This is a genomic window from Paractinoplanes aksuensis (assembly GCF_024137025.1).
Taxonomy (GTDB): domain Bacteria; phylum Actinomycetota; class Actinomycetes; order Mycobacteriales; family Micromonosporaceae; genus Actinoplanes; species Actinoplanes aksuensis.
This window is the reverse complement of record NZ_JAMYJR010000003.1, coordinates 455,436-474,509: the sequence shown is the minus strand read 5'-3', so window position 1 is coordinate 474,509 and position 19,074 is coordinate 455,436. Positions and strand designations below refer to the sequence as shown.

16 protein-coding genes are annotated in these 19,074 nt (G+C 71.5%); 5 read left to right on the top strand and 11 right to left on the bottom strand.

The window, feature by feature from the left end; all coding sequences use genetic code 11:
* Window positions 1-20: 20 nt before the first annotated feature.
* The 3 genes from M1L60_RS06580 to M1L60_RS06570 form a co-directional block, all read right to left on the bottom strand.
* Window positions 21-836 (bottom strand): 5'-methylthioadenosine/S-adenosylhomocysteine nucleosidase family protein, encoded by an 816-nt coding sequence (locus M1L60_RS06580; RefSeq protein ID WP_253236376.1) that lies wholly within the window; start codon window positions 834-836, stop codon window positions 21-23.
* A gap of 129 nt (window positions 837-965) precedes the next feature.
* A complete protein-coding gene (locus tag M1L60_RS06575) occupies window positions 966-1,112 on the bottom strand; it encodes a hypothetical protein (RefSeq protein WP_221374643.1) in 147 nt (48 codons plus the stop codon).
* A gap of 222 nt (window positions 1,113-1,334) precedes the next feature.
* Window positions 1,335-4,325, bottom strand: coding sequence for an AfsR/SARP family transcriptional regulator (locus tag M1L60_RS06570; RefSeq protein WP_253236375.1), 2,991 nt, complete (start codon window positions 4,323-4,325; stop codon window positions 1,335-1,337).
* A gap of 179 nt (window positions 4,326-4,504) precedes the next feature.
* Between M1L60_RS06570 and M1L60_RS06565 the strand changes: the two genes are divergently transcribed.
* The 3 genes from M1L60_RS06565 (at window position 4,505) to M1L60_RS06555 (ending at window position 7,239) form a co-directional block, all read left to right on the top strand.
* Window positions 4,505-5,254, top strand: a complete 750-nt coding sequence (locus M1L60_RS06565) for a hypothetical protein (RefSeq protein ID WP_253236374.1) — start codon at window positions 4,505-4,507, stop codon at window positions 5,252-5,254.
* Window positions 5,255-5,263: 9 nt separating this feature from the next.
* The gene (locus tag M1L60_RS06560) at window positions 5,264-5,956 is read left to right on the top strand and encodes an NUDIX hydrolase (protein WP_253236373.1); all 693 of its coding nucleotides are present in this window, start codon (window positions 5,264-5,266) and stop codon (window positions 5,954-5,956) included.
* A gap of 86 nt (window positions 5,957-6,042) precedes the next feature.
* The gene (locus M1L60_RS06555) at window positions 6,043-7,239 is read left to right on the top strand and encodes a phosphorylase family protein (RefSeq protein ID WP_253236372.1); all 1,197 of its coding nucleotides are present in this window, start codon (window positions 6,043-6,045) and stop codon (window positions 7,237-7,239) included.
* A 72-nt stretch (window positions 7,240-7,311) separates the two neighbouring features.
* Here the strand turns inward: M1L60_RS06555 and M1L60_RS06550 are convergent, their stop codons facing one another.
* Window positions 7,312-8,607, bottom strand: coding sequence for an AI-2E family transporter (locus M1L60_RS06550; protein ID WP_253236371.1), 1,296 nt, complete (start codon window positions 8,605-8,607; stop codon window positions 7,312-7,314).
* Window positions 8,608-8,930: 323 nt separating this feature from the next.
* Here M1L60_RS06550 and M1L60_RS06545 point away from each other — a divergent pair, with 323 nt between their 5' ends.
* The gene (locus M1L60_RS06545; protein ID WP_253236370.1) at window positions 8,931-9,836 is read left to right on the top strand and encodes a hypothetical protein; all 906 of its coding nucleotides are present in this window, start codon (window positions 8,931-8,933) and stop codon (window positions 9,834-9,836) included.
* 223 nt (window positions 9,837-10,059) lie between these two features.
* Here the strand turns inward: M1L60_RS06545 and M1L60_RS06540 are convergent, their stop codons facing one another.
* The 7 genes from M1L60_RS06540 to M1L60_RS06510 all read right to left on the bottom strand — a co-directional run bounded on the left by M1L60_RS06540 (window position 10,060) and on the right by M1L60_RS06510 (window position 17,761).
* Window positions 10,060-12,126, bottom strand: coding sequence for a PQQ-dependent sugar dehydrogenase (locus M1L60_RS06540; RefSeq protein WP_253236369.1), 2,067 nt, complete (start codon window positions 12,124-12,126; stop codon window positions 10,060-10,062).
* Window positions 12,127-12,134: 8 nt separating this feature from the next.
* Window positions 12,135-13,049, bottom strand: coding sequence for a LamG-like jellyroll fold domain-containing protein (locus M1L60_RS06535; protein ID WP_253236368.1), 915 nt, complete (start codon window positions 13,047-13,049; stop codon window positions 12,135-12,137).
* A gap of 91 nt (window positions 13,050-13,140) precedes the next feature.
* On the bottom strand, window positions 13,141-13,881 hold the full coding sequence (locus M1L60_RS06530; protein WP_253236367.1) for an ABC transporter ATP-binding protein: 741 nt from the start codon (window positions 13,879-13,881) through the stop codon (window positions 13,141-13,143).
* Window positions 13,874-14,602, bottom strand: coding sequence for an ABC transporter ATP-binding protein (locus M1L60_RS06525; RefSeq protein ID WP_253236366.1), 729 nt, complete (start codon window positions 14,600-14,602; stop codon window positions 13,874-13,876). The genes M1L60_RS06530 and M1L60_RS06525 overlap by 8 nt, the downstream gene beginning before the upstream one ends.
* Before the next feature lie 64 nt (window positions 14,603-14,666).
* Entirely contained in the window at window positions 14,667-15,710 is a 1,044-nt protein-coding gene (locus tag M1L60_RS06520) for a branched-chain amino acid ABC transporter permease (protein ID WP_253236365.1), read from the bottom strand.
* On the bottom strand, window positions 15,694-16,569 hold the full coding sequence (locus M1L60_RS06515; protein WP_253236364.1) for a branched-chain amino acid ABC transporter permease: 876 nt from the start codon (window positions 16,567-16,569) through the stop codon (window positions 15,694-15,696). Before M1L60_RS06515 ends, M1L60_RS06520 begins: the two co-directional genes overlap by 17 nt.
* A gap of 7 nt (window positions 16,570-16,576) precedes the next feature.
* Window positions 16,577-17,761 carry an amino acid ABC transporter substrate-binding protein gene (locus M1L60_RS06510; protein ID WP_253236363.1) on the bottom strand — a complete coding sequence of 395 codons (1,185 nt, stop codon included), beginning with the start codon at window positions 17,759-17,761 and terminating at the stop codon, window positions 16,577-16,579.
* Between the two features lie 196 nt (window positions 17,762-17,957).
* Between M1L60_RS06510 and M1L60_RS06505 the strand changes: the two genes are divergently transcribed.
* Window positions 17,958-18,989 (top strand): LacI family DNA-binding transcriptional regulator, encoded by a 1,032-nt coding sequence (locus M1L60_RS06505; RefSeq protein ID WP_253236362.1) that lies wholly within the window; start codon window positions 17,958-17,960, stop codon window positions 18,987-18,989.
* Window positions 18,990-19,074: the final 85 nt, after the last annotated feature.

The window sequence follows — 19,074 nt, the reverse complement described above, 5'->3', positions numbered from 1 at the left end:
CCTCCCTTCCTACCAGCCGGTCACCGGCCGGGATGGAGGAACGGCACGAGCATCGCGGTCACCTCGGCCGCGTGCCGGGCGGCCAGCTCGCTGTGGTCCTCGCCCGGGCGCTGGAAGGCGGTGCCGGTGATGCCGCGGACGCTGAGCCGGGCCCGGGCCTGACCGGCTCCCTCGTGGAACGACCGGGCGACCAGGGCGGCCCCGGTCTCGACGGCCAGCACCGGCAGGCCGACCCGGGTCAGCCAGCGGCGGACCTCGGCCCGAACGTCCTCGACCGCCGCCAGGCCGGCCCCGATCGGGCCGCGGTGCAGCCGGAACGAGTCGCCGTTGCTCCGCTCCTGCACGAGCGGGACGGCGGTCAGGAACTCGTCGAGCCGGTAGCCGAGCCCGGCCGCGGCCGCGGGCACCCGGCCCGGGCGGGCTCCCGTGGGCGGGCGGCCGGTGACCAGCCGGTCGGACAGGACCACGTCGCCCGGCCCGACCTCGGGCGCGACCCCGCCGGCCAGGCCGACCAGCACGACCGTGGGCGGCCGGTACTCCTCGACCAGGGCGCGGAACGCCCGCGCGGCCGATTCGGGGCCCGGCCTCGGGGCCTGCACGGCGGCCACGCGTACGGGCCGGCCGCGCGCGTCGGGCAGCCAGGCCTCGTGGGCCGGCGAGCCGTGCCGCAGGCGCCGGTCGCCGTAGTCGTACATCCGCTTGAGCGCCGCCACGACGGCCCGTGTCTCCAGCGGCAGCACCGTCAGCACACCCACTTCGGCCTTGATGGACGCGGGCGGCTCCGGCGCCCGCGCCGAGACGCGCAGCGGGCCCGAACTCCGGTACGGATAGGTCATCTAGCTGCTCTCCCCCTACGACAGCGGCTGCGCCGGACGTTAACGGCGAAGCCTTCCGCTTTCCTGCCACCGCACCCGGGAGCGCCGGGGTCCGACGGGACCCCGGCGCCTCCTTCCAACGCGGGTCGATCAGACGCAGCGCTGCAGGATGTTGTCCCAGCTGGTGCTGCCGGGGCAGGTCACCGCCTGGGCGCTGGAGGCGGCCGAGGGAGCGAACAGGGCGATGGCCACGGCCGAGACGAGGGCGGCCAGGAAGTGACGATGACGAGCGCGCATGACCTTTCCTTTCGAGGAAGGTTGCGAGGAAATTGCCGGATGTGAGGCACGCGGGCCCGTTCCGCCCGGCCGAGCGGGAACGGCGGAGGGTTGGCCTTCCCTCCCCCACGCGTGCCGTTGCGCGCGGGTGACGGCAAGTCCGCCGAGCCGGTCGGTCGTACGTCCCGGCCACCTCGACGGCTCTTACTGTCACTATGACGTTAATCCCTCGGAGGGTTCGCGTCAAGAAGACATTAAGCGGTCTTCGGGCGGCAGTCCGGCCGAGAGCTCCCGGATCCGGTCGCGAGCGGCGGCCTCGGCCTCCGGCTGGTCGTTCCCCCAGGCGTACGCATCGGCCAGCGCTGCCTGGGCCGCGATCTCGAGATGGGCCGCACCGAGCGACTGGAACAACTCGACCGCGCGCAGCAACGCGACCTCCTGCTCGATGCGCGCGCCCCGGACCCCCTCGAGCTCGGCCGCGGTCAGGTGGATACGCCCCTCGAGCAGCACGTCCGCGCCTTCCCGGGCGCACTCGCCGGCCCGGGCCAACCGGGCCGCGGCCACGTCGAGATCGCCGGCGGCCAGGGCCAGCGCGCCGAGGCCGTGCAACGCGTACGCGTGCCCCTGGCCGCCGTCCGGGAACATGGCCAGCACTTCGCCGAAGGCCGCCTCGGCCGCCGCCCCGTTGCCGCGGGCCAGGAACGCGTGGCCCATCCAGTACAGCGTGGGCGCGAGCACCTGGGGCTGGCCCAGCCCGCGAGCCACCCGCTCGGCCTCGCGCAGGGTGGCCACGGCCGCCTCGGCGTGACCCATGTCGAGGTGGGCCTGGCCGATGAAGCGCAGGCTCTGCTGCACGCCGACCACGTCGTCGCTCTCGCGGTAGTGCACCAGCGCCTCGGTGAACTGCCGCAGCGGCCGGGCCAGCTCACCCCGGCGGCGCAGCGCGTTGGCCAGGGTCCGCAGCGCGAAGGCCCGGCTGTGCGGCTCCCCCACCTCGGCCAGCAGCGCCTGGCCCCGCTCCAGCTCGGCCACCCCCGAGACGCCGGGGCTGCCGCTGGCCACCAGGGGCGGCTGACCCAGCGCGACCAGCACGACGCCCTCGCCCCGCCGGTCGCCGGCCCGCTCGCACTCGGCCAGTGCGATCTCGTGGGTGACCCGCCAGTCGTCGAAGTACTGTCCCAGCGCGTAGAACTCGTGGGCCGACACGGCCAGGTCCCAGCACACCCCGGTCAGCCCGAGCGCGGCCGCCTGGCCGACCGCGGCCCGGATGTTGAGCCGCTCGATCTCGAACCACGCCCGCGGGTCCGAGGTCACGGCCTCGATCTCGGCGTCCGGCACGGTCACGTCGGGCTCGTCGCTGTGGACCACGTCGAACCGTCCACCGTAGAACGCGTCGTGGGCCCGGCGGGTCAGCGTGAGCAGCGCCCGGCACACCCGGGCCGGGGCGTCCGTGTGCTCGCCGGGCGGGGCCAGCTCGGCCCGGGCCCGGTCGCGGGCGTAGTCGCGGGTCAGGTCGTGGAAGCCGTACCGGGTGCCGGGCTGCACCGGGTCGACCAGCCCGACCAGGGCCAGCCGGGCCAGGGCGGCGCCCGCGGCCGGGCCCGGCTCGGCCAGCAGCGCGGCCGCCGTCCAGTCGCCGAAGGTGGGCTGGGCCAGCAGGCCGAGCCCGAGGAACAGACGGCGGGCGAGCTCGTCGAGGGGGGCCAGACCGGCCCCGAGCGTGCGGGCCAGGCTCTCGTCGCCGTGCCGGAACGCGGCCGGGCCCTGCTCGCGCAGGCGGCGCAGCAGCTCGGCGGTCGGGCGGTGGAAGTCCTCGACCCGCATCTGGGCCGCGATCCGCAGGGCCAGCGGCAGGCCGCCGCACAGCCGGACGACCGCCTCGACCGCGGCCGGCTCGCCGCTGACGTCGACCTGGGCCGACGCGACGACGTGGCGGAACAGCGCCGCGGCGGTGTCGTGGTCGAGGGCGCCCAGGGTGGCCACGTGGTGGGCCGGGGCGTCGATGCCGGGCAGCCGGCGCCGCGCGGTGACCAGCACGACCGAGGTGCCACCGCCGGGGACGAGGTCACGGATCTGGGCCACCGAGCCGGCGTCGTCCAGCACGATGAGCAGCTTGCGACCGGCGGTCAGCGTGCGGAACAGCCCGGTCCGCTCGCGGCGCCCCTCGGGCACGGCCGTCTCGCCCAGCGCCCGCAGGAACTCGGCCAGCACCTCCCCCGGGTCGACCGGCTGGTCGGAGCTGCCGCGCAGGTCGGCCCAGAGCTGCCCGCCCTGGTACAGCTCGGCCGCGTCGTGGGCCGCGCGCAGGGCCAACGCGGTCTTGCCCATGCCGCCCGGGCCGGAGATCACCACGACCGTACGCCGGCGTTCGCGCAGCAACGTGCCGAGCTCGGCCCGCAGCGGGTCGCGGCCGACGAACGACGCGGGCGGGGGCGGCAGCTGCCGGGGCAGCGGCACCTCGCGCGGGGTGCGGGCGCCGGCGGCATCGGCCCGGGCCACCGCCTCGTCGTTGTGCATGGCCATCGAATAGCCCAGCCGGCGCAGCTCCTTGGCCGCGCCACCGTCAACCGCCTCCTCGTGCCGCTCGAGCACGGCCATGGCCTCGGACACGTGGCCGCTGAGATAGAGCGAGAGCATCAGCAGGCGGCACAGCTCGCCGTCGGCCGGGTCCTCGGCCGCGAACTGGGTGAGGTCGTCGAGGATCGCGGCGTGCTCACCGCGGGTGTGTTCCAGGGTGAACAGGCGTACGGCACATCGCTTGCGACGACTGCGGAGCGCCGCGATGTCGGCCGCGAACGGGGCGTCGGGCACGTTGGCCAGCGGGGTGTTGCCGCGCCAGAGCCGGATCGCCGCCCGCAGATGCTCGATCTCGGCCGGGATGTGCTGGTCGCGCCGCTCGTCGTCGGCCCGCTCGACGTGCCGGCGGAACTGGAGCAGGTCGAGCTCGGCCGTCGCGGCCGTCAGTTCGTACCCGAAACGGTTGTGGGTCTTGATCGCCCCGGGCGAACCGGCCAGCTCGACCAGGCGGCGCAGGGCCGAGATCGCCTTGTGCAGCTGAGCGGGGCTGACCTCGGGATCGCCCCATCCGGCCCGCAGCAGCTCCGCTGTGGACAGTTGCTGGTTCGCTTTGATCAACAAGGCCGCGAGCACCGAGAGTTGATGCCCGCCGGGCAGCGCGACGGAACCGCCGCCGGGCGGGCGCACCTCGAGGTCACCGAGAATGCGAAAGATCATGTGTCGTTCCCCAGAGTCGACCCACCACGCGATCCCCGAACCGCCACCGTAGGAGCTGAACGGTCGGTGACGCCATCGCCGCGCCGCGTGAGGACGGGTTGGCATAGTTATTGTCAGTCTGACGTTAATGCGACTACGCTAGGTACGGTACCGGACACCGAACGAGACGGAGAATCACCGTGCGACTCTGGCGTTCCCTCGACCTCGTCCTCACCTCCGCCGTCGCCCTCACCGTGGGCGTGCTGGGCATGCTCAACCTGGCCGAGGCGTCCGTGCTGGCCGGCGCGACCCTGGCCACACTGGGCGTGCTGGCCGCCGGCTCGCTCACCGCCCGCCTGCAGATGCACGGCCTGACCGACCTGACCCGCCGCCACCTGGTCGAACCGCCCTCGGCCGACCGGCTGCTGACGACCTCGACGTCCGGTTTGGACGCCGACCTGTCGCACGCCTGGGAGATCGGCCTGATCGGCGTCACACTCAACCGCACGATCCGCAACCACTCCGTCGAGCTACGCGCATGCGTCGAGCGCGGCGGCACGGTCCGGATCGCCGTCATCGACCCGCGCGGCGACGTGCTCGACGAGGCAGCCCGGCGCAGCACGTCGCCCGGCACGGCCGAGATCTTCGCCCACCGCCTGCAGCCCACCCTCGACCTGGCCGCCGCGCTGACCGCGCTGCCCGGGCCGGGCCGGGCCGAGGTGCGGCTGCTCGACTTCGTGCCGGCCGTCGGCCTGCTGGCCGTCGACACCCACCAGCCGCACGGCCGCCTGCACGTCGATATCTACTCGCACACATTCGGCGGCCGCGAGCCGGCCCTGGCCCTGGAGCCGGGCCGCGACCACACGTGGTTCCAGCACTTCCAGGCCGAGTTCGACCAGATCTGGACCGCGGGCCGGCCGGCCTTTGTGTCAGGGGGACAGTTTCACTAGGCTCGGATCATGGCGGAACGGGACCATCTCTATCTGCGCCTCGCGGTCGACCTGGCGATCCTCACCGTGCGCGACGACGCGCTGCAGGTGCTGACCATCACCCGGGCCAACCAGCCGTTCCGGGGGCAGGCCGCGTTGCCCGGCGGGTTCCTGCGCGAGGGCGAGGACCTGGTCGGCGCCGCCGTCCGCGAGCTGGGCGAGGAGACCGGGCTCGACGGGCACAGGCTGCATCTGGAACAGGTCGAGGCGTACGGGGACCCGGACCGTGACCCCCGGGGCCGGATCATCAGCGTCGCCTACCTCGCCATGATGCCCGACCTGCCGCTGCCGACTGCGGGCTCGGACGCCAGCAGCGCCACCTGGACGCCGGTCGCCACGGCCACCGGTCTCGCCTTCGACCACGACCGGATCCTGGCCGACGCCGTCGAGCGGGCCCGCAGCCGGCTCGAGTTCAGCACGCTGGCCACGGCGTTCTGCGGGGCCGAGTTCACGATCGGCGACCTGCGCAACGTCTACGAGGTGGTGTGGGGCGAACGGCTCGACCCGCGCAACTTCAACCGCAAGGTGCTCGGCACCGAGGGCTTCGTGACGGCCACCGGGGGCAAGCGGATGCCCGAGGTGGGCCGCCCGGCCGCCCTCTACCGGGCCGGGGGCGCGACCACGCTGAACCCGCCGATCCTGCGAACCGACAAGGCCGGGTAGGAAACCGGTAGGTCGGGCCGGAATGCTGGTACAGGTCACGGGGTGGCGGTCCCGTGGCCGGCTCGCGAGACGGAAGCGGAGACTCGATGACGATCGACGCCCTGATCATCACCGCGCTCCCTCGCGAGCTCGAAGCCGCCGAGGCGGCCGGCAATCGCCTCGGCGGCCCCGGGTGGCAGCCCCGCTCGGCGGGCCCGGCGCCGTACCTGGCCGGCGAGTTCGGCCCGCTGACGATCGCGCTGGCCCGTCCGGTCCGGATGGGCTCGCGGGTCACCGGGCCGCTGGCCACCACCCTGGTCGACGCGCTGAAGCCGCGCTGCCTGGCCATGAGCGGGGTGTGCGCGGGCAATCCGGCCGAGTGCGCGCCGGGCGACGTGATCGTGGCGACCTCGGCCTACGAGTACGACGAAGGCCTCAACACCGCGGCCGGCTTCCAGGGCGACCACCAGCAGTATCCGCAGGACGTCCGGTGGATCCGCGCGGCGCAGGAGTTCGACCCGGTCAAGCTGCCCAGCTACGGCCCGGCGACCGAGGAGTCGGCCCGGGTGTGGCTGCTCGAGCGGCTGTTGCAGGGCCAGGACCCGCGTCTGCACCCGGCCCGCGAACGCTACTTCCCGCGCGGCACATGGGCCCACCGGCTCGAGAAGTGGGCCGCGGCCGGGTTGATCACCTTCGCCGACGGGGTGCTGGCGCTGACCCCGGCCGGGGGCACGACCATCCGGCACCTGCTGGCCCGTGATGTCGACGGGCCCGACCGGCTGCCGTACGCCGTGCTGGCCGGGCCGATGGCCAGCGGCGCCGCGGTGCAGCGGGACGAGGGGGTCTGGCATCGGCTGCGCGCGATGGGCGTACGCAAATTGCTGGGTCTCGAGATGGAGGCGGCGACCATAGCGACGGTGGCCCACCAGAGTCACGTGCCGCACTGGCTGGTGGCCAAGGGCGTGATGGACCACGCCGACCTGAGCAAGGACGACCGGTTCAAGGAGTTCGCGGCCCGGGCCTCGGCCGACGTGTTGTTCGCGCTGCTGGCCGCTCTGTTGCCGGCGCGGGCCGGGGAAAGCTTCCCGGGCCGGGGCAAGGTCGAGGTGCTGCGGGCGCTGATCTACGACTGGCACGACCTGGCCGACCTGCTCGGCGTGCCGCCGTTCGACGTCTACCGGTTCACCCGCGGCGACGAGCCGCGCTCGTTGTGGGCCTGGCTCGAGGTGCGCGGGCGCCTCGGCGAACTGCCGGGCGCCCTCGACGAGATCGGCCGCACCGACCTCGCCGACCGCCTGCGCTAGGGTCCGTTTTAGAAGTGGGGTCGAGTTGCGGTGCGGTCCAGCCGCCGCCTGGCTGCATTTCTAAAACGGACCCTAAGCGGGTTTCTCGAGGCTCGAACTGGCCGAGGGCACGGACGGGGTGGGTTCGGGCTCGTCGGGTTCGTCGGGATCCTCGGTTCCCGGTGGTTCGCGGTCGGGGGTGGGTTCGCCGTCGGGATGGGCGAACAGGTAGCGCACGGCGGTGTTGAGAACAGCCAGCAGAGGTACGGCGATCAGGCCACCGACGATGCCGGCCAGCACGACCCCGGCCGCGATGGCCAGGATGACGGCCAGCGGATGCAGCGCGACGGCCCGTCCCATGATGAGCGGCTGCAACACGTGACCCTCGAGCTGCTGGACGGCGATGACCACGCCCAGCAGGATCAGCGCCTTGACCGGGCCCACCGTGACCAGCGCGACCAGGCAGGCCACGGCCCCGCTGACCGTGGCCCCGACCACCGGGATGAACGCGCCCAGGAAGACCAGCGCGGCCAGCGGCAGGGCCAGCGGCACCTGCAGGGCGAACAGGCCGATCCCGATGCCGATGGCGTCGACGAAAGCCACCAGCACAGTCGCATGCACGTACGACACCAGGGTGTGCCACGAGTAGTGCCCGGCCCGCGCCGTGGGCAGCCGGGCCGCGCGCGGCAGCAAGCGGCACACGAAACGCCAGATCTGGTCGCCGTCGCGCAGGAAGAAGAACAACGTGAACAACGTCAGGAAGAAGCCGGTACCGACCTCGCCGATCGTCGTCGCCGTGGTCAGCGCGCCCGAGGTGAGCGCCCCGCGGTTCGAGGTGATCGCGGTCTGGGCCTCGGCGATCGCGTCGTTGATCTGGTCCTGGGACAGGTGCAGCGGCCCCCGGGCCAGCCAGTCCTGCACCTGCCGCACGCCGTCGCCGACCTGCGAGCTCAACGTGTCGACCTGCGAGACGAACGTGTTGATGATCAGCCCCAGGCCGCCGAAGACCACGATCAGCGCGGTCAGCAGCACCAGGGCGGCCGACAGCGAGCGGCCCATCCCCCGGTCGCGCAGCCAGGCCGCGACCGGCTGGAACATGGCGGCCAGCAGCACCGCCACCACGACCGGGATGATCACCAGGTCGAGCCGGGCGATGACCTGCAGCAGCAGCCAGCCGACGGCGAAGAACAGCACGATCCGCCACGACCACGCCCCCGCCACCCGGACCGCCCGGGGCAGGCCGTCCTCGTCCCGCGGCGACGCGTCGACCATCACGACCGGGGTGGCCGTGGCGACCTGATCACCGACGAAGGGCGGCGGTTGCGCTCCCAGCCGTGCGTGCTCCAGCCGGGCCTTCGCCCGCTCGCGTACCTCGTCGATCCAGGCCATCCGGTCCTTCTTCCCCGCCCCGCCGGGCGGCCCGCAGCCGGCCCGGCGCATCCGATCCGGATGCGGGGTACCCGTACGCCGAAAACGGAAACCAGACCCGCCGGGCGACGTCCATTACAGACGGCACGATTCCCTTTTCCGGCCGGGCGCGAGGTCGGGCCTCAGATGTACGAATCGAGTGCGCGAAGGGCAGTCGGAATACCCGCATCCGACCAGCTCATGCACGCCTCCGGGAGTTACTCGGAATCGCCGACGAATGGCGCATTCCCGTGCTGAGCTGTTGCGGACCCGAGGAATCCGGAAGCTCGAAAGGAATCGAAGAGATGCGCAAGAAAGACCGCCGGCTCACGGCCGGCGCGGGCCTGCTGGCCGGAGCCGTGCTGGCCCTGAGCCCCACCACCGCAGCCCTCGCCGCCGAACCGGACCCGGGCGCCGGCCCGATGACCCACGACGCCCCCAACGTCGTAGTGATCATTCTCGGCAGCTTGGAGGGGCTGCCCACCATGATGGGCTGGCCGATGGGGCCGCCCCAGCCGGGCGGGCCGCAGTCCGGCTGGCCGCCCGACAACGCGGGCCCCGGCGGCCCGCAGCCGGGCACACCAGCTCCCGGCAATGCCGGGCCCGGCGGTCAGGCGGGGGCTCCCGCGCCCGGCGCCCCTCAGCCCGGCACTCCGGCCGCCGGCGAGGCGAGCCCTGGCCCGGCCACCGGAACCGGCCCCACAACGCCGACCGATACGACGACCCCGACCGACACGACCAGCCCGGCCGAGCCCACCACCCAGCCTGAACCCGGCACTCCGACCGAGCCGGCCAACCCGCCCGCGCCCGGCACCGCAACCGAGCCCGGCACGCCGACCGAGCCGACCACGCCCGGCACCGCAACCGAGCCTGGCACGCCGACCGAGCCGCCCGCGCCCGGCACCGCGACCGAGCCGACTGCGCCGGTGGCGCCCACCGAGCCGGCCACTCCCGGCACTACCACCGAACCGGCCGCTCCGACCGAGCCCGCGATTCCGACCGAACCGGCGGCTCCCGCCGAGCCCGTCGTCACCACCGAACCGGCGGCGCCGGCCGAACCGACCGTTCCGACGGACACCGCCGCCCCGGCCGGCCTGACCACCCCGGCCGAACCTACGAACATCACTGGCGTGGACACCACGGGGACCGACACGACGCTGAACGGCACCGCCGGTGAGCCGCCCACGGCAGCCGCCCCGCCCGTCAGCTGACCCGGCACTCCAGAACTGAACGGCGAGGGCCGACGCTCCCCGATGGAGCGCCGGCCCTCGCCGTTGACCAGTAGCCCATCAAATGATCAACACAGGATCGGGACCCCGCCCTCCCAAGGGGGAGTCCCCGTTGGTCATTATCTCGGGGAATTGCATCGGCGTCAGAGTTCCACTGCAACAGGACGCCCGCCATCCAATTATCTGGATGGCGGGCGTCCTGGTGTCAGGCGGCGGGAGTGCCGTTGACTGTCAGGTTGCGGAGGCGGCCCCGGTTGTCGAAGGAGCCGAAACCGACGCGGCCCGAGGTGAAGGTGGTGTCGCGCGCGGTCATCAGCGGGTCTTTGGAGTTGTCCACGTAGACCGCGATCTCGCCCGTCGCCGGCAGGTGCTTCACCCGTACGTTGTGCCACTGCTCGTCGACGATGGCCGGGTTGGCGCCGCGGGAGCGGCCGTTCCACTGGTAGTCGATGCGTTCGCGGTCGGCGTTGTTGACCTTGAAGATGCCGTTGTGCGGCAGGATCGTGTTGTCGGTGGAGAGGTGCGCGTAATAGAACTGCGTGTCCGACTGGTAGCCGAAGACGATGATCACGTCGCGGTTGGTCAGGGTGACCGGCTCGTCCAGGCGCACCTGGGCCCGGATGTCGACCGCCTTGAAGATCGGGCCGGCGGTCAGCACCGCGTACTCGAACGGGCGGCGCGGGCCGGGGCGCTCGCTGCCGGCCTCGGCCAGGATCACCTGGCCGTTGGTGAACTGCCACTTGGCCGGGGTGACCGGCGCCCAGTTCGAGGCCTTGGGGGCAGGCGCGATCCGCACCGGTCCGGCCGAGGCGGCGGCGAACGTCCGGGTTCCGGTCACCTTCCAGATCTTGCCATTGGCCTTGGCCAGGATGTAGAGCTCACCCCGGGCGTCCGTGCCGAAGCGCAGGTCGACCCGGTTGGGGTCGCCGGGCGCGCCGGGGCCGGAGAGGTCCTGCATCCGCACGGGGGTCCCGGCCGGCGTGAACAGGTTGAGCCGGTGGATGGTGGCGGGGGCCCGGCCGCGGCGCATCTCCGAGGCCTCGGTGTAGAGCACGCGGCCGTCCACGAGGTCGCCGAACACGTACTTGCCGCGCAGCGCCGGCACGTCGTGACCGCGGTAGACGAAGCCACCGGCCACTGCCACCCCCACGTCCGAGGTGCAGTTCCAGCCGGGTGCGGGGTTGTGGTCGTACGCCGCCACGGGGTAGACGTATCCGCTGTCATCGGCCGGCAGCGGGAACAGGCGGTCGCAGGCCGTGGCCGGAGTCTTGTCGAAGACGAAGGCGCCCTCACGCTCGCTCCAGCCCATGTTGTCGCCGGCCTTCACCTCGTAGATGGCCTCGATGGCGTGCTCACCGATGTGCCCGAGATACAGCTTGCCGGTGGCCCGGTCCCAGCTGAACCGGTGCGGGTCCCGATAGCCGTACGAGTAGATCTCCCCCGCTGCTCCGGCCTGCCCGGCGAAGGGGTTGTCGGGCGGGATCCCGTACTTGCCGTTGGGGGAATTCGTGCCGGCCGGGTCGATCCGCAGCAGTTTGCCGTGCGGCAGGGCCAGGTTCTGCGGGTCGGTGTTGTTCACGCCGAGCCCACCGTCACCCACGGCGAGGTAGAGCTTCCCGTAGTCGCGGGAGCCGGGCTTCGCGGTCGGGTTGAAGTTGATCTCCTGGATGCCGTGGATCTGCCCGCCGAAGCCGATCCGCAGCAGCTCGCGGTGGGTGCCGGCGAACGTGTCGGCGGCCGGGTTCGTGGCCTTCCACTCGTTGATGACGCCGTGGAAGAGCACGTTCGTCTGGCGGTAGTCGGGCACCGCGGTGGTCTGGGACGCCTGCTCGGTGTGGATCGTGTAGAACAGGCCGTTCTTCTTGAAGCCGGGGTGGAACGCGACGTAGCCGAAGCCCTGGCCGAGCCCGCGGCCGGAGAAGAACTGCGGCGCGAAGGTGGACGCCACGTCGAGATAGACGCTGGGGACGCCGTTCTTGACGACGTAGAGGTTGCCGTTGAGGTCGGGCACCGCGCGCCGGCCCGAGCCGTCGGGCAGCTCCATGATGGTGTTGATCCGCGCGACCCGGTTGAGCCGCGGGTCGATCAGCGGCGGGTTGGTCTGACTCTGGGGGAACTGAGCGTACTCGGTCAGCACGAGGCCGAGCTTCGAGGTGACGGGCTCGGTCGGGACCGGGTCGTAGATGGGGGCCGGGTCCGCGGCGTAGGCCGGAGCACCGACCAATGTGGACAATAGCACCGCACCGGCGGCAGCTATGGCAAACCTGCGCATGGTGACTCCTAGAAGAGGCGGAACTGGTTCTGGACCTCGCGGGGGGTCAGCGAGCGGTCGAGGAACATCAGTGCGTCCATCCGGCAGTCGCACGGATTGCGTTCGAGCGTGTTCTGCGGGAAGCTCCCGCCGATCTTGATGCCGCGGGCGTCGGCCGCACTGGTGACGTGCGGCCCGGGCCCGTTGATCAGCCACGGGTCGTCGGTGCGGGTGTAGGAGCCGGGCACGGCCTTGCCGTTGCGGTAGAGGGCCATCGTGCCCCGGGTGAAGTCGAATGTGGCGGTCAGGTGCACCCACTTGTCCTTGGGCAGCAGCGTGCGCCAGTCCTCGGTGGCGGCGAAAGTCTGCGAATTCCCGCCGTCGATGCGGCGGCCGAGCGCGACCAGTTTGAGCTCACCGTTGACGTCGATGAGTTCGAGCAGCGCGCGGACGGCGTGCCCGTCGGAGTCGCCGGTCAGCACACCGGCCAGGCCGATCGCGTTGAAGCCGGCGGCCGGGCCGTCCATGGAGCGCTTGAACCAGCCCATCACGGTGGTGCCCTCGGCCGAGCTGAAGGGGCGCAGGGTGCGTACGCCGCCGGCCGAGTAGATGCCGGCCTTCCAGTCGTCGTTGCCGGTCGTACCCGGATTGATCTGCCGGGTCTGGAGAACGCGCCCACCCCCGGGATAGGCGCGGTCGGCGACCCGCATGGCCGCCCCGCCGTTGACCAGCTCGATCTCGGTGCTGGAGCGGCCCTGGTCCTGTTCGAGCGCGGGGTCGCCGCGCAGCGGATGGTCGAAGTCGTAGTAGGCGACCAAGCTCGATCGCAGGGCGGGGTGAACGATGTCCGGACCGGAGCGATTTCCGGCCGAGACGGGTGCCGCAGCCGCGGTGGCCGCGAGGACAGCGGCCGCAGCAACGGCGACGCGCCCGGTTCTTCGCATGACACGCACCTCTCGTTGTGGGACAGGTGGCTCTTTCGGTACGACAGGCCGCCTCACACTGCGGGCGGCCTTTCCGGTACGACGAGCCGCCTCAGGTAACGGGCGGCTTCTCGGCGGGACGGCCGCCGAGGTAGAGCTCCCCGAGCTGAGGGTCGGCCAGCAGGTCGGCCGCCGGCCCGGAGATGTGCACGCGCCCGAGGTCGAGCACGCACCCCAGGTCGGCGGTCTGTAGCGCACGCCGGGCGTTCTGCTCCACCAGCAGCACCGCTGTCCCGGCGTCGCGCATCCGCACGACCTGTTCGAAGATGGTGCTGGTGGCTTTGGGGTCGAGTCCCATGGACGGCTCGTCGAGCAGCACCACCTTGGGGTCGACCATGAGCGAACGCGCGAACTCGACCTGTTTCTGCTGGCCGCCCGAGAGCAGACCGGCCAGCGAGTGCCACCGCTCCCCCACCACGGGGAACAGTTCCTTGACGAAGGCTGCGCGTTTTGCTCGTTTTGCTTTGTCGGTGAGCGTGTAGCCGCCGAGCAGCACGTTCTCCTCGACGGTCATCTCGCGGAACACGCTGTGGCCCTGCAGCACGAGCGCGACGCCCTCGGCGAGCATCTTCTGAGGCCCGGCGCCGGTCATGTCCTTCCCACCGACCAGCACTCGGCCGGAGCGCGGGCCAAGCAGGCCGCTGGCCACCTTGAGCACCGTCGACTTGCCGGCGCCGTTGGGGCCGACCAGGCAGACCACGGTGCCGGCCGGGACCGCCACGCTGAAGCCGCGCAGCACGGGCGCGGCCCGGCCGTAGCCGGCCTGGACGTCGACGAGTTCGATCTCAGACACCAAGGTAGGCCCCCAGCACTCGTTCGTCGGCGCGGATCTCGGCCGGCGGACCGGCCGCGATGGGCCGGCCGCGGTCGAACACCACGATGTGGTCGCTGATGCTCATGACCAGGTCCATGTTGTGCTCGACGATCACGAACGTGCGGCCCTCGGCGTTCAGTTCGCGCACCAGCGTGCCGATGCGGTCGAGCAGCGCCGGGTTGACGCCGCCGGCCGGCTCGTCGAGCAGGATGGTCTTCGGTTCGGCCATCAGGACGCCGGCCAGTTCGAGCAGTTTCTGCTGCCCCCACGACATGTTGCGCGCTTCGGCGCCGGCGAGGTGCTCGATGCCGAGCCGGGTGAGCCAGTGATGTGCGCGCTCGGTCTCGCTACGCCGATGGGCGCTGCGCAAACCGTGCCAGATGCCGCCGGGGCGAACAGCAGCCAGCACGTTCTCGATCGCGGTCATGCGCGGGAATGTGCGGCATAGCTGGAAGGTGCGCCCGACGCCGGCCCGCGCGATGACGTGCGGGGCCTTGCCGGTCAGGTCGCGGTCGCCGAACCGGACCGAACCCTCATCGGGCTTGATCATGCCGGTGACGCAGTTGAAGAACGTCGTCTTGCCGCTGCCGTTCGGCCCGATCAGCGCGTTCACCTTGCCGGGCCGAAACTCCACGTCGGCCCCGTCGATCGCCACGACGCCGCCGAACGCCTTGCGCAGCCCCACCGTCTTGAGCGTCACGCGCAGCCTCCTTGAACGCGCATCGGCCGTCGCCGCTTCCTGAGCGAACGCGCACCCTCGTACGTCATGAATTAGCCGCCTCTCGCTCGCGGCGCTGTTCGGCCAGGTCGGCGGCGCTCATCTCGCGGATCGAGCTGTCCTCCCGCTTACGAAGCCGTTGGACCAGCGTGGTGAGCGACGGGATGACGCCGTCGGGCATGAACATGACGACCAGGCCCAGCAGCAGGCCGGTGGTGACCAGGTGCAGCGGGGTGTTGCCGAACTCCACCTTGAAGTACTCGAGCGCGATGCCGACGACGATCGCGCCCAGTACCGGGCCGTACAGGTTGCGCACGCCGCCGAGCAGGGCCATCAGCACGACGTAAGAGCCGGTCAGCACGGAGAACTGGAAGACCGGGTCGAGGTCGCCGAACCACAGCGCGTACAGGCCGCCGGCCAGCGCGGTGAAGGCGGCCGAGATGACGAAGACCGTCAGTTTGTACGCGAAGGTCGGCGTGCCCAGCGACTCGGCCTTGTCCTCGTCCTCGCGGATCGCCTTCAACCCCATGCCGAAGCGGGAACGGTCGAGCAGCCACCACGTGGCCAACGCGATCAGCAGCAGACCGCCGTACAGGAAGAAGAAGACCCGGTGGTGCTCGGGCCGGAGCATGCCCGGGAACGGCCGTGGCACGACCAGTCCGCGGGAGCCGCCGGTCAGCGACGACCAGCTCTGGAAGACGAGCAACAGGATGAGCACGAGCGCGATCGAGACGATGACGAAGGACGCGCCGCGGACGCGCAGGGCAGCGAACCCGATCGGCACGGCGAGCGCGGCGACGAGCACGGCGGCGGCGATGAGAGCGACGAAACTGGGCAGGTCGGCCTTCGTGATGAGCAGCCCGGTCGCGTACCCACCGAGCCCGGCCAATGCGCCGTGGCCCAGCGAGATGTAGCCGGTGAAGCCGCCGACGAAGTTCCACGCCGTGGCCAACACGGCCCAGTTCAGAACGATGACACCCGACGACAGGATGTACGGGTTGGGCGCGAGACTGGGGAAGACCGCGATGGCCGCGACCAGAACGAGCGCCGGAACGCCGTACGAGAGAAGGCTCTTAGAAGCGTTGGGCAAGGCGGCCTCCGAAGAATCCTTGTGGCCGGACGGCGAGGGTGGCGAACAGGGCCACGTAGAACACCGTCTGGGCCCAGGTGGCGCCCATCGGGATCTGCAGCAGGCTCTGGGCCAGGCCGAGCACCAGGGCCGCGGCGGCGGCGCCGGGCACGCTGCCCAGGCCGCCGACCACGATGATGGCCATCAGCGGGCCGATCCAGTGCCAGTGCAGCGACGGGTAGATCGTCGTGTCGAGCGACAACGCCGTTCCGCCCACCGCCGCGGTGGCCAGCCCCAGCCCGAAGCCGAAGCCGGCCGTCCGCTCGGTGTCGATGCCGACCAGCCGGGCCGCGTCCTGATGCTGGATCGTGGCCCGCAGCGCCCAGCCGAACTGCGTACGCTTCATCAGCAGGTACAGCCCGGCCAGCGAGACCACGGCCAGCCCGAACGCGATCAGTTTGACCACGGCCACCCGGGCCCCGAAAAGGTCGAAGCTCGCCGTGCCGTACCCCAGTTGGATGCGCCGCTGGGTGCCCGAGAAGGCGTACCCCAGCAGCCCTTCGATGATCAGGGCGATCGCGAACGTGATCAGCACCGACATCATCGTCAACGTGGCCGGGCGCAATCGGGACAGGAGGCCGCGCTGCAGCAGCACCCCCGCCCCGAAGAACAGTGGCACGGTCACCACCAGGGACAACAGCGGGTCGATGCCCAGCCGCTCGTTCGTCCACCAGGCCAGGTAGGCGGCCAGGATGAGGAACGCCGAGTGGGCGATCATGACGACCCGCATGATGCCGAAGTAGAGGGTCAGCCCCGCGGCGAGCAGGGCGTACAGCCCGCCCAGAAGCAAGCCGAGGATGACGCTCTGGAAGACCAGCATCAGCGGGTCACCAGGCCGGCTTCGGGTAGACCAGGTCGGCCTCCTTGGCGTCGGCCGGCAGCACGATCTTGATGTCGTCGCCGACCCACTGCTGAATCATGTGGGCGCCCTGCGGCTTGCCGGTGGCGTCCCACTTCAGCGGCCCGACCACGGTCTCGACCGTGTTGCTGTGCAGCCAGTCGATCAGCTTCTGCTGGCACTCGCCCTGTTCGGCGCAGCCGGCCGCCTCGACCGCGGCCCCGACGACCTGGCCGGTCGTGTAGCCGTTGGCCTGGTCCTCCTCGGGCGCCTGGCCGAACTGCGCCTTGAACTTCTCGACGAACTCCTTGTTGCTGGCGTACGGCGCGTCCTGGCTGTAGCCGGTGGGCGACAGGATGCCCTCGGTCTTGTTGCCGATCGCCTTGGCGAACTCGGGGTTGGTCGGCGCGGTCGAGAACGCGGCCAGCTTGGGCTGGTAGTTCAGCTGCTGCAGGGCCACGATCAGGTTGACGCCGTCCTGGTACTGCGAGCCGCCGACCACCATGTCGGGCTTGGCCGCGGCGATCTTGGCCGCGATGCTGCCGAAGTCGGTGGTGTTGGGTGGGTAGACCTCGTCCACGACCGTCTTGACCCCGCCGGCCTCGAGCTTCTTCTTCAACCCGTACGCCGTGCCCTGCGCGAACGGGTCGTCCATGGCCGCGTACGCGACCGTCGTGGGCTTCTGGCCGGCCGGCAGCGCCAGCAGGTATTCGGCCAGGTGGTTGTAGTGGTCGTCGGCGACGGCCGGGGCCGCGTAGAACAGGTTCTTGAAGCCCTGGTTGAACACCTCGGCCGCGGCGCCGGCGGGCTCGACGAAGAGCATGCCGTACTCCTGGGCCACGCGGGCCGACGGCACGACCAGGCGGGTCGAGAACGGGCCGACGACCAGGTCGACCTGGTCGCTGCCGATCAGTTGCTCGTAGTCGGCCACGACCCGGTCGGCGTTGGACTGGTCGTCCAGGATCTTCAGCTCGATCTGCCGGCCGAGCAGGCCACCCTTGTCGTTCGTGATCTTGGCCCAGGCCTCGTACCCCTCCTGGACGCCCTTGCCGGGCTCGGAGAAGTCTCCGGTCAGCGGCAGCGAGATGCCGACGACGATCGGGCCGGTGGCCTTGTCGCCGCCGTCGTCGCCCCCGCCGCACGCGGTGAGGAAAAGTGTTGCGCTGAGCGCCACGGCCCAGGTTGTACGTCTCGCGGGTGAACGCATCCTCGCAGCTCCTTTGAGGGGACGTAAGCGCTTGCGAAAGCGCTTACGTAGCCTAAAGTGATCGATGCGTGACTTGCAACACCCCGGAAACTTATTTGCAGTAGTACCGGCGATCCCCCGGCCTGGTGATCACGTCCCGCGACGACTCGTGGAGAGTGGACGCATGCCCAAGCCCGGTGTGAGGTTGCGCCTCGTCGACATCGCCGAGCGCGCCGGCGTCTCGCTGGCCACGGCCTCCCGCGCGCTGGCCGGGCGGGACGGGGTGAGCGAGGAGGTGGCGGCCCGCATCCGGCAGATCTCGGAAGAGATGGGGTACGTCGCCAACCCGTACGCGCGCACCCTGGCCGGCGGGGCCAGCTCGACCGTGGGGCTGGTCGTGCACCAGGTCGACGACCCGTACTTCAGCGAGATCGCGGGCGGGGTCATCCGGGTCGCCGACGAGCAGGGCCTGCTCGTGCAGATCTGCCACTCCGGCCGCGACCCCGAGCACGAGCTGCGCCAGATCCGACACCTGATCAACCAGCGGGTCCGGATCATCATCGTGGCCGGCTCCGGTTTCGCCGACACGCGGCACGAGACGGCGGCGCGGGAAGAGCTGTCCGGCTTCGTACGAGGTGGGGGCCGGGTCGCGGTGATCGGCCGCCACCTGCTGGGCGTCGACGCCGTGCTGCCCGAGAACGAGGCCGGCGGGCGGGCACTCGGGCAACATCTGCTCGAACTCGGCCACCGGCGCATCGCGATCGCCTCGGGCAGCCCCGAGCTGAACACGGTGGTCGACCGGATCAGCGGGGTCGCGCGGGCGCTGCGCGAGGCCGGTCTCTCGATGAGCGATCTGCCCGTCGTGCACACCGACTTCACGCGCGACGGCGGCGTGGACGCGACCGAACGGATCCTGCGCGACCACCCGGAGACCACGGCCATCATCGCGCTCAACGACGCCATGGCCATCGGGGTGCTCTCGACGCTGCGGGCGCACGGGGTGCCCGTACCGGAAAGAATGTCGGTTGTCGGTTTTGACGACGTCTCGGTGGCGGCCGACCTCGCGCCCAGCCTCACCACCATCCGCCTGCCGATGACCGACATGGGCAAGATGGCGCTCGCGCTGGCCCTGCGCCCGGCGGCGGCGCGCCCACGGCGGCGCTCGACCGGCCACACGCTGGTGGTCCGCGATTCGACCGGCCCCGCCCCGAGCTGACCCGGTTCTGTTGGGGCGGCCTTTTCCTGATCCGTTCTAGTTTGCCCGGCCTTTCCTCGGGTAGCCGTTGCTCCGCAGCAACGAA

Bases quoted from the DNA above. Each gene is read 5' to 3' on its own strand.
- M1L60_RS06540 (WP_253236369.1), bottom strand. From the start codon at position 12,126: ATGCGCAGGTTTGCCATAGCTGCCGCCGGTGCGGTGCTATTGTCCACA.
- M1L60_RS06580 (WP_253236376.1), bottom strand. From the start codon at position 836: ATGACCTATCCGTACCGGAGTTCGGGCCCGCTGCGCGTCTCGGCGCGG.
- M1L60_RS06570 (WP_253236375.1), bottom strand. From the start codon at position 4,325: ATGATCTTTCGCATTCTCGGTGACCTCGAGGTGCGCCCGCCCGGCGGC.
- M1L60_RS06505 (WP_253236362.1), top strand. From the start codon at position 17,958: ATGCCCAAGCCCGGTGTGAGGTTGCGCCTCGTCGACATCGCCGAGCGC.
- M1L60_RS06545 (WP_253236370.1), top strand. From the start codon at position 8,931: ATGCGCAAGAAAGACCGCCGGCTCACGGCCGGCGCGGGCCTGCTGGCC.
- M1L60_RS06550 (WP_253236371.1), bottom strand. From the start codon at position 8,607: ATGGCCTGGATCGACGAGGTACGCGAGCGGGCGAAGGCCCGGCTGGAG.
- M1L60_RS06560 (WP_253236373.1), top strand. From the start codon at position 5,264: ATGGCGGAACGGGACCATCTCTATCTGCGCCTCGCGGTCGACCTGGCG.
- M1L60_RS06555 (WP_253236372.1), top strand. From the start codon at position 6,043: ATGACGATCGACGCCCTGATCATCACCGCGCTCCCTCGCGAGCTCGAA.
- M1L60_RS06515 (WP_253236364.1), bottom strand. From the start codon at position 16,569: ATGCTGGTCTTCCAGAGCGTCATCCTCGGCTTGCTTCTGGGCGGGCTG.
- M1L60_RS06575 (WP_221374643.1), bottom strand. From the start codon at position 1,112: ATGCGCGCTCGTCATCGTCACTTCCTGGCCGCCCTCGTCTCGGCCGTG.
- M1L60_RS06535 (WP_253236368.1), bottom strand. From the start codon at position 13,049: ATGCGAAGAACCGGGCGCGTCGCCGTTGCTGCGGCCGCTGTCCTCGCG.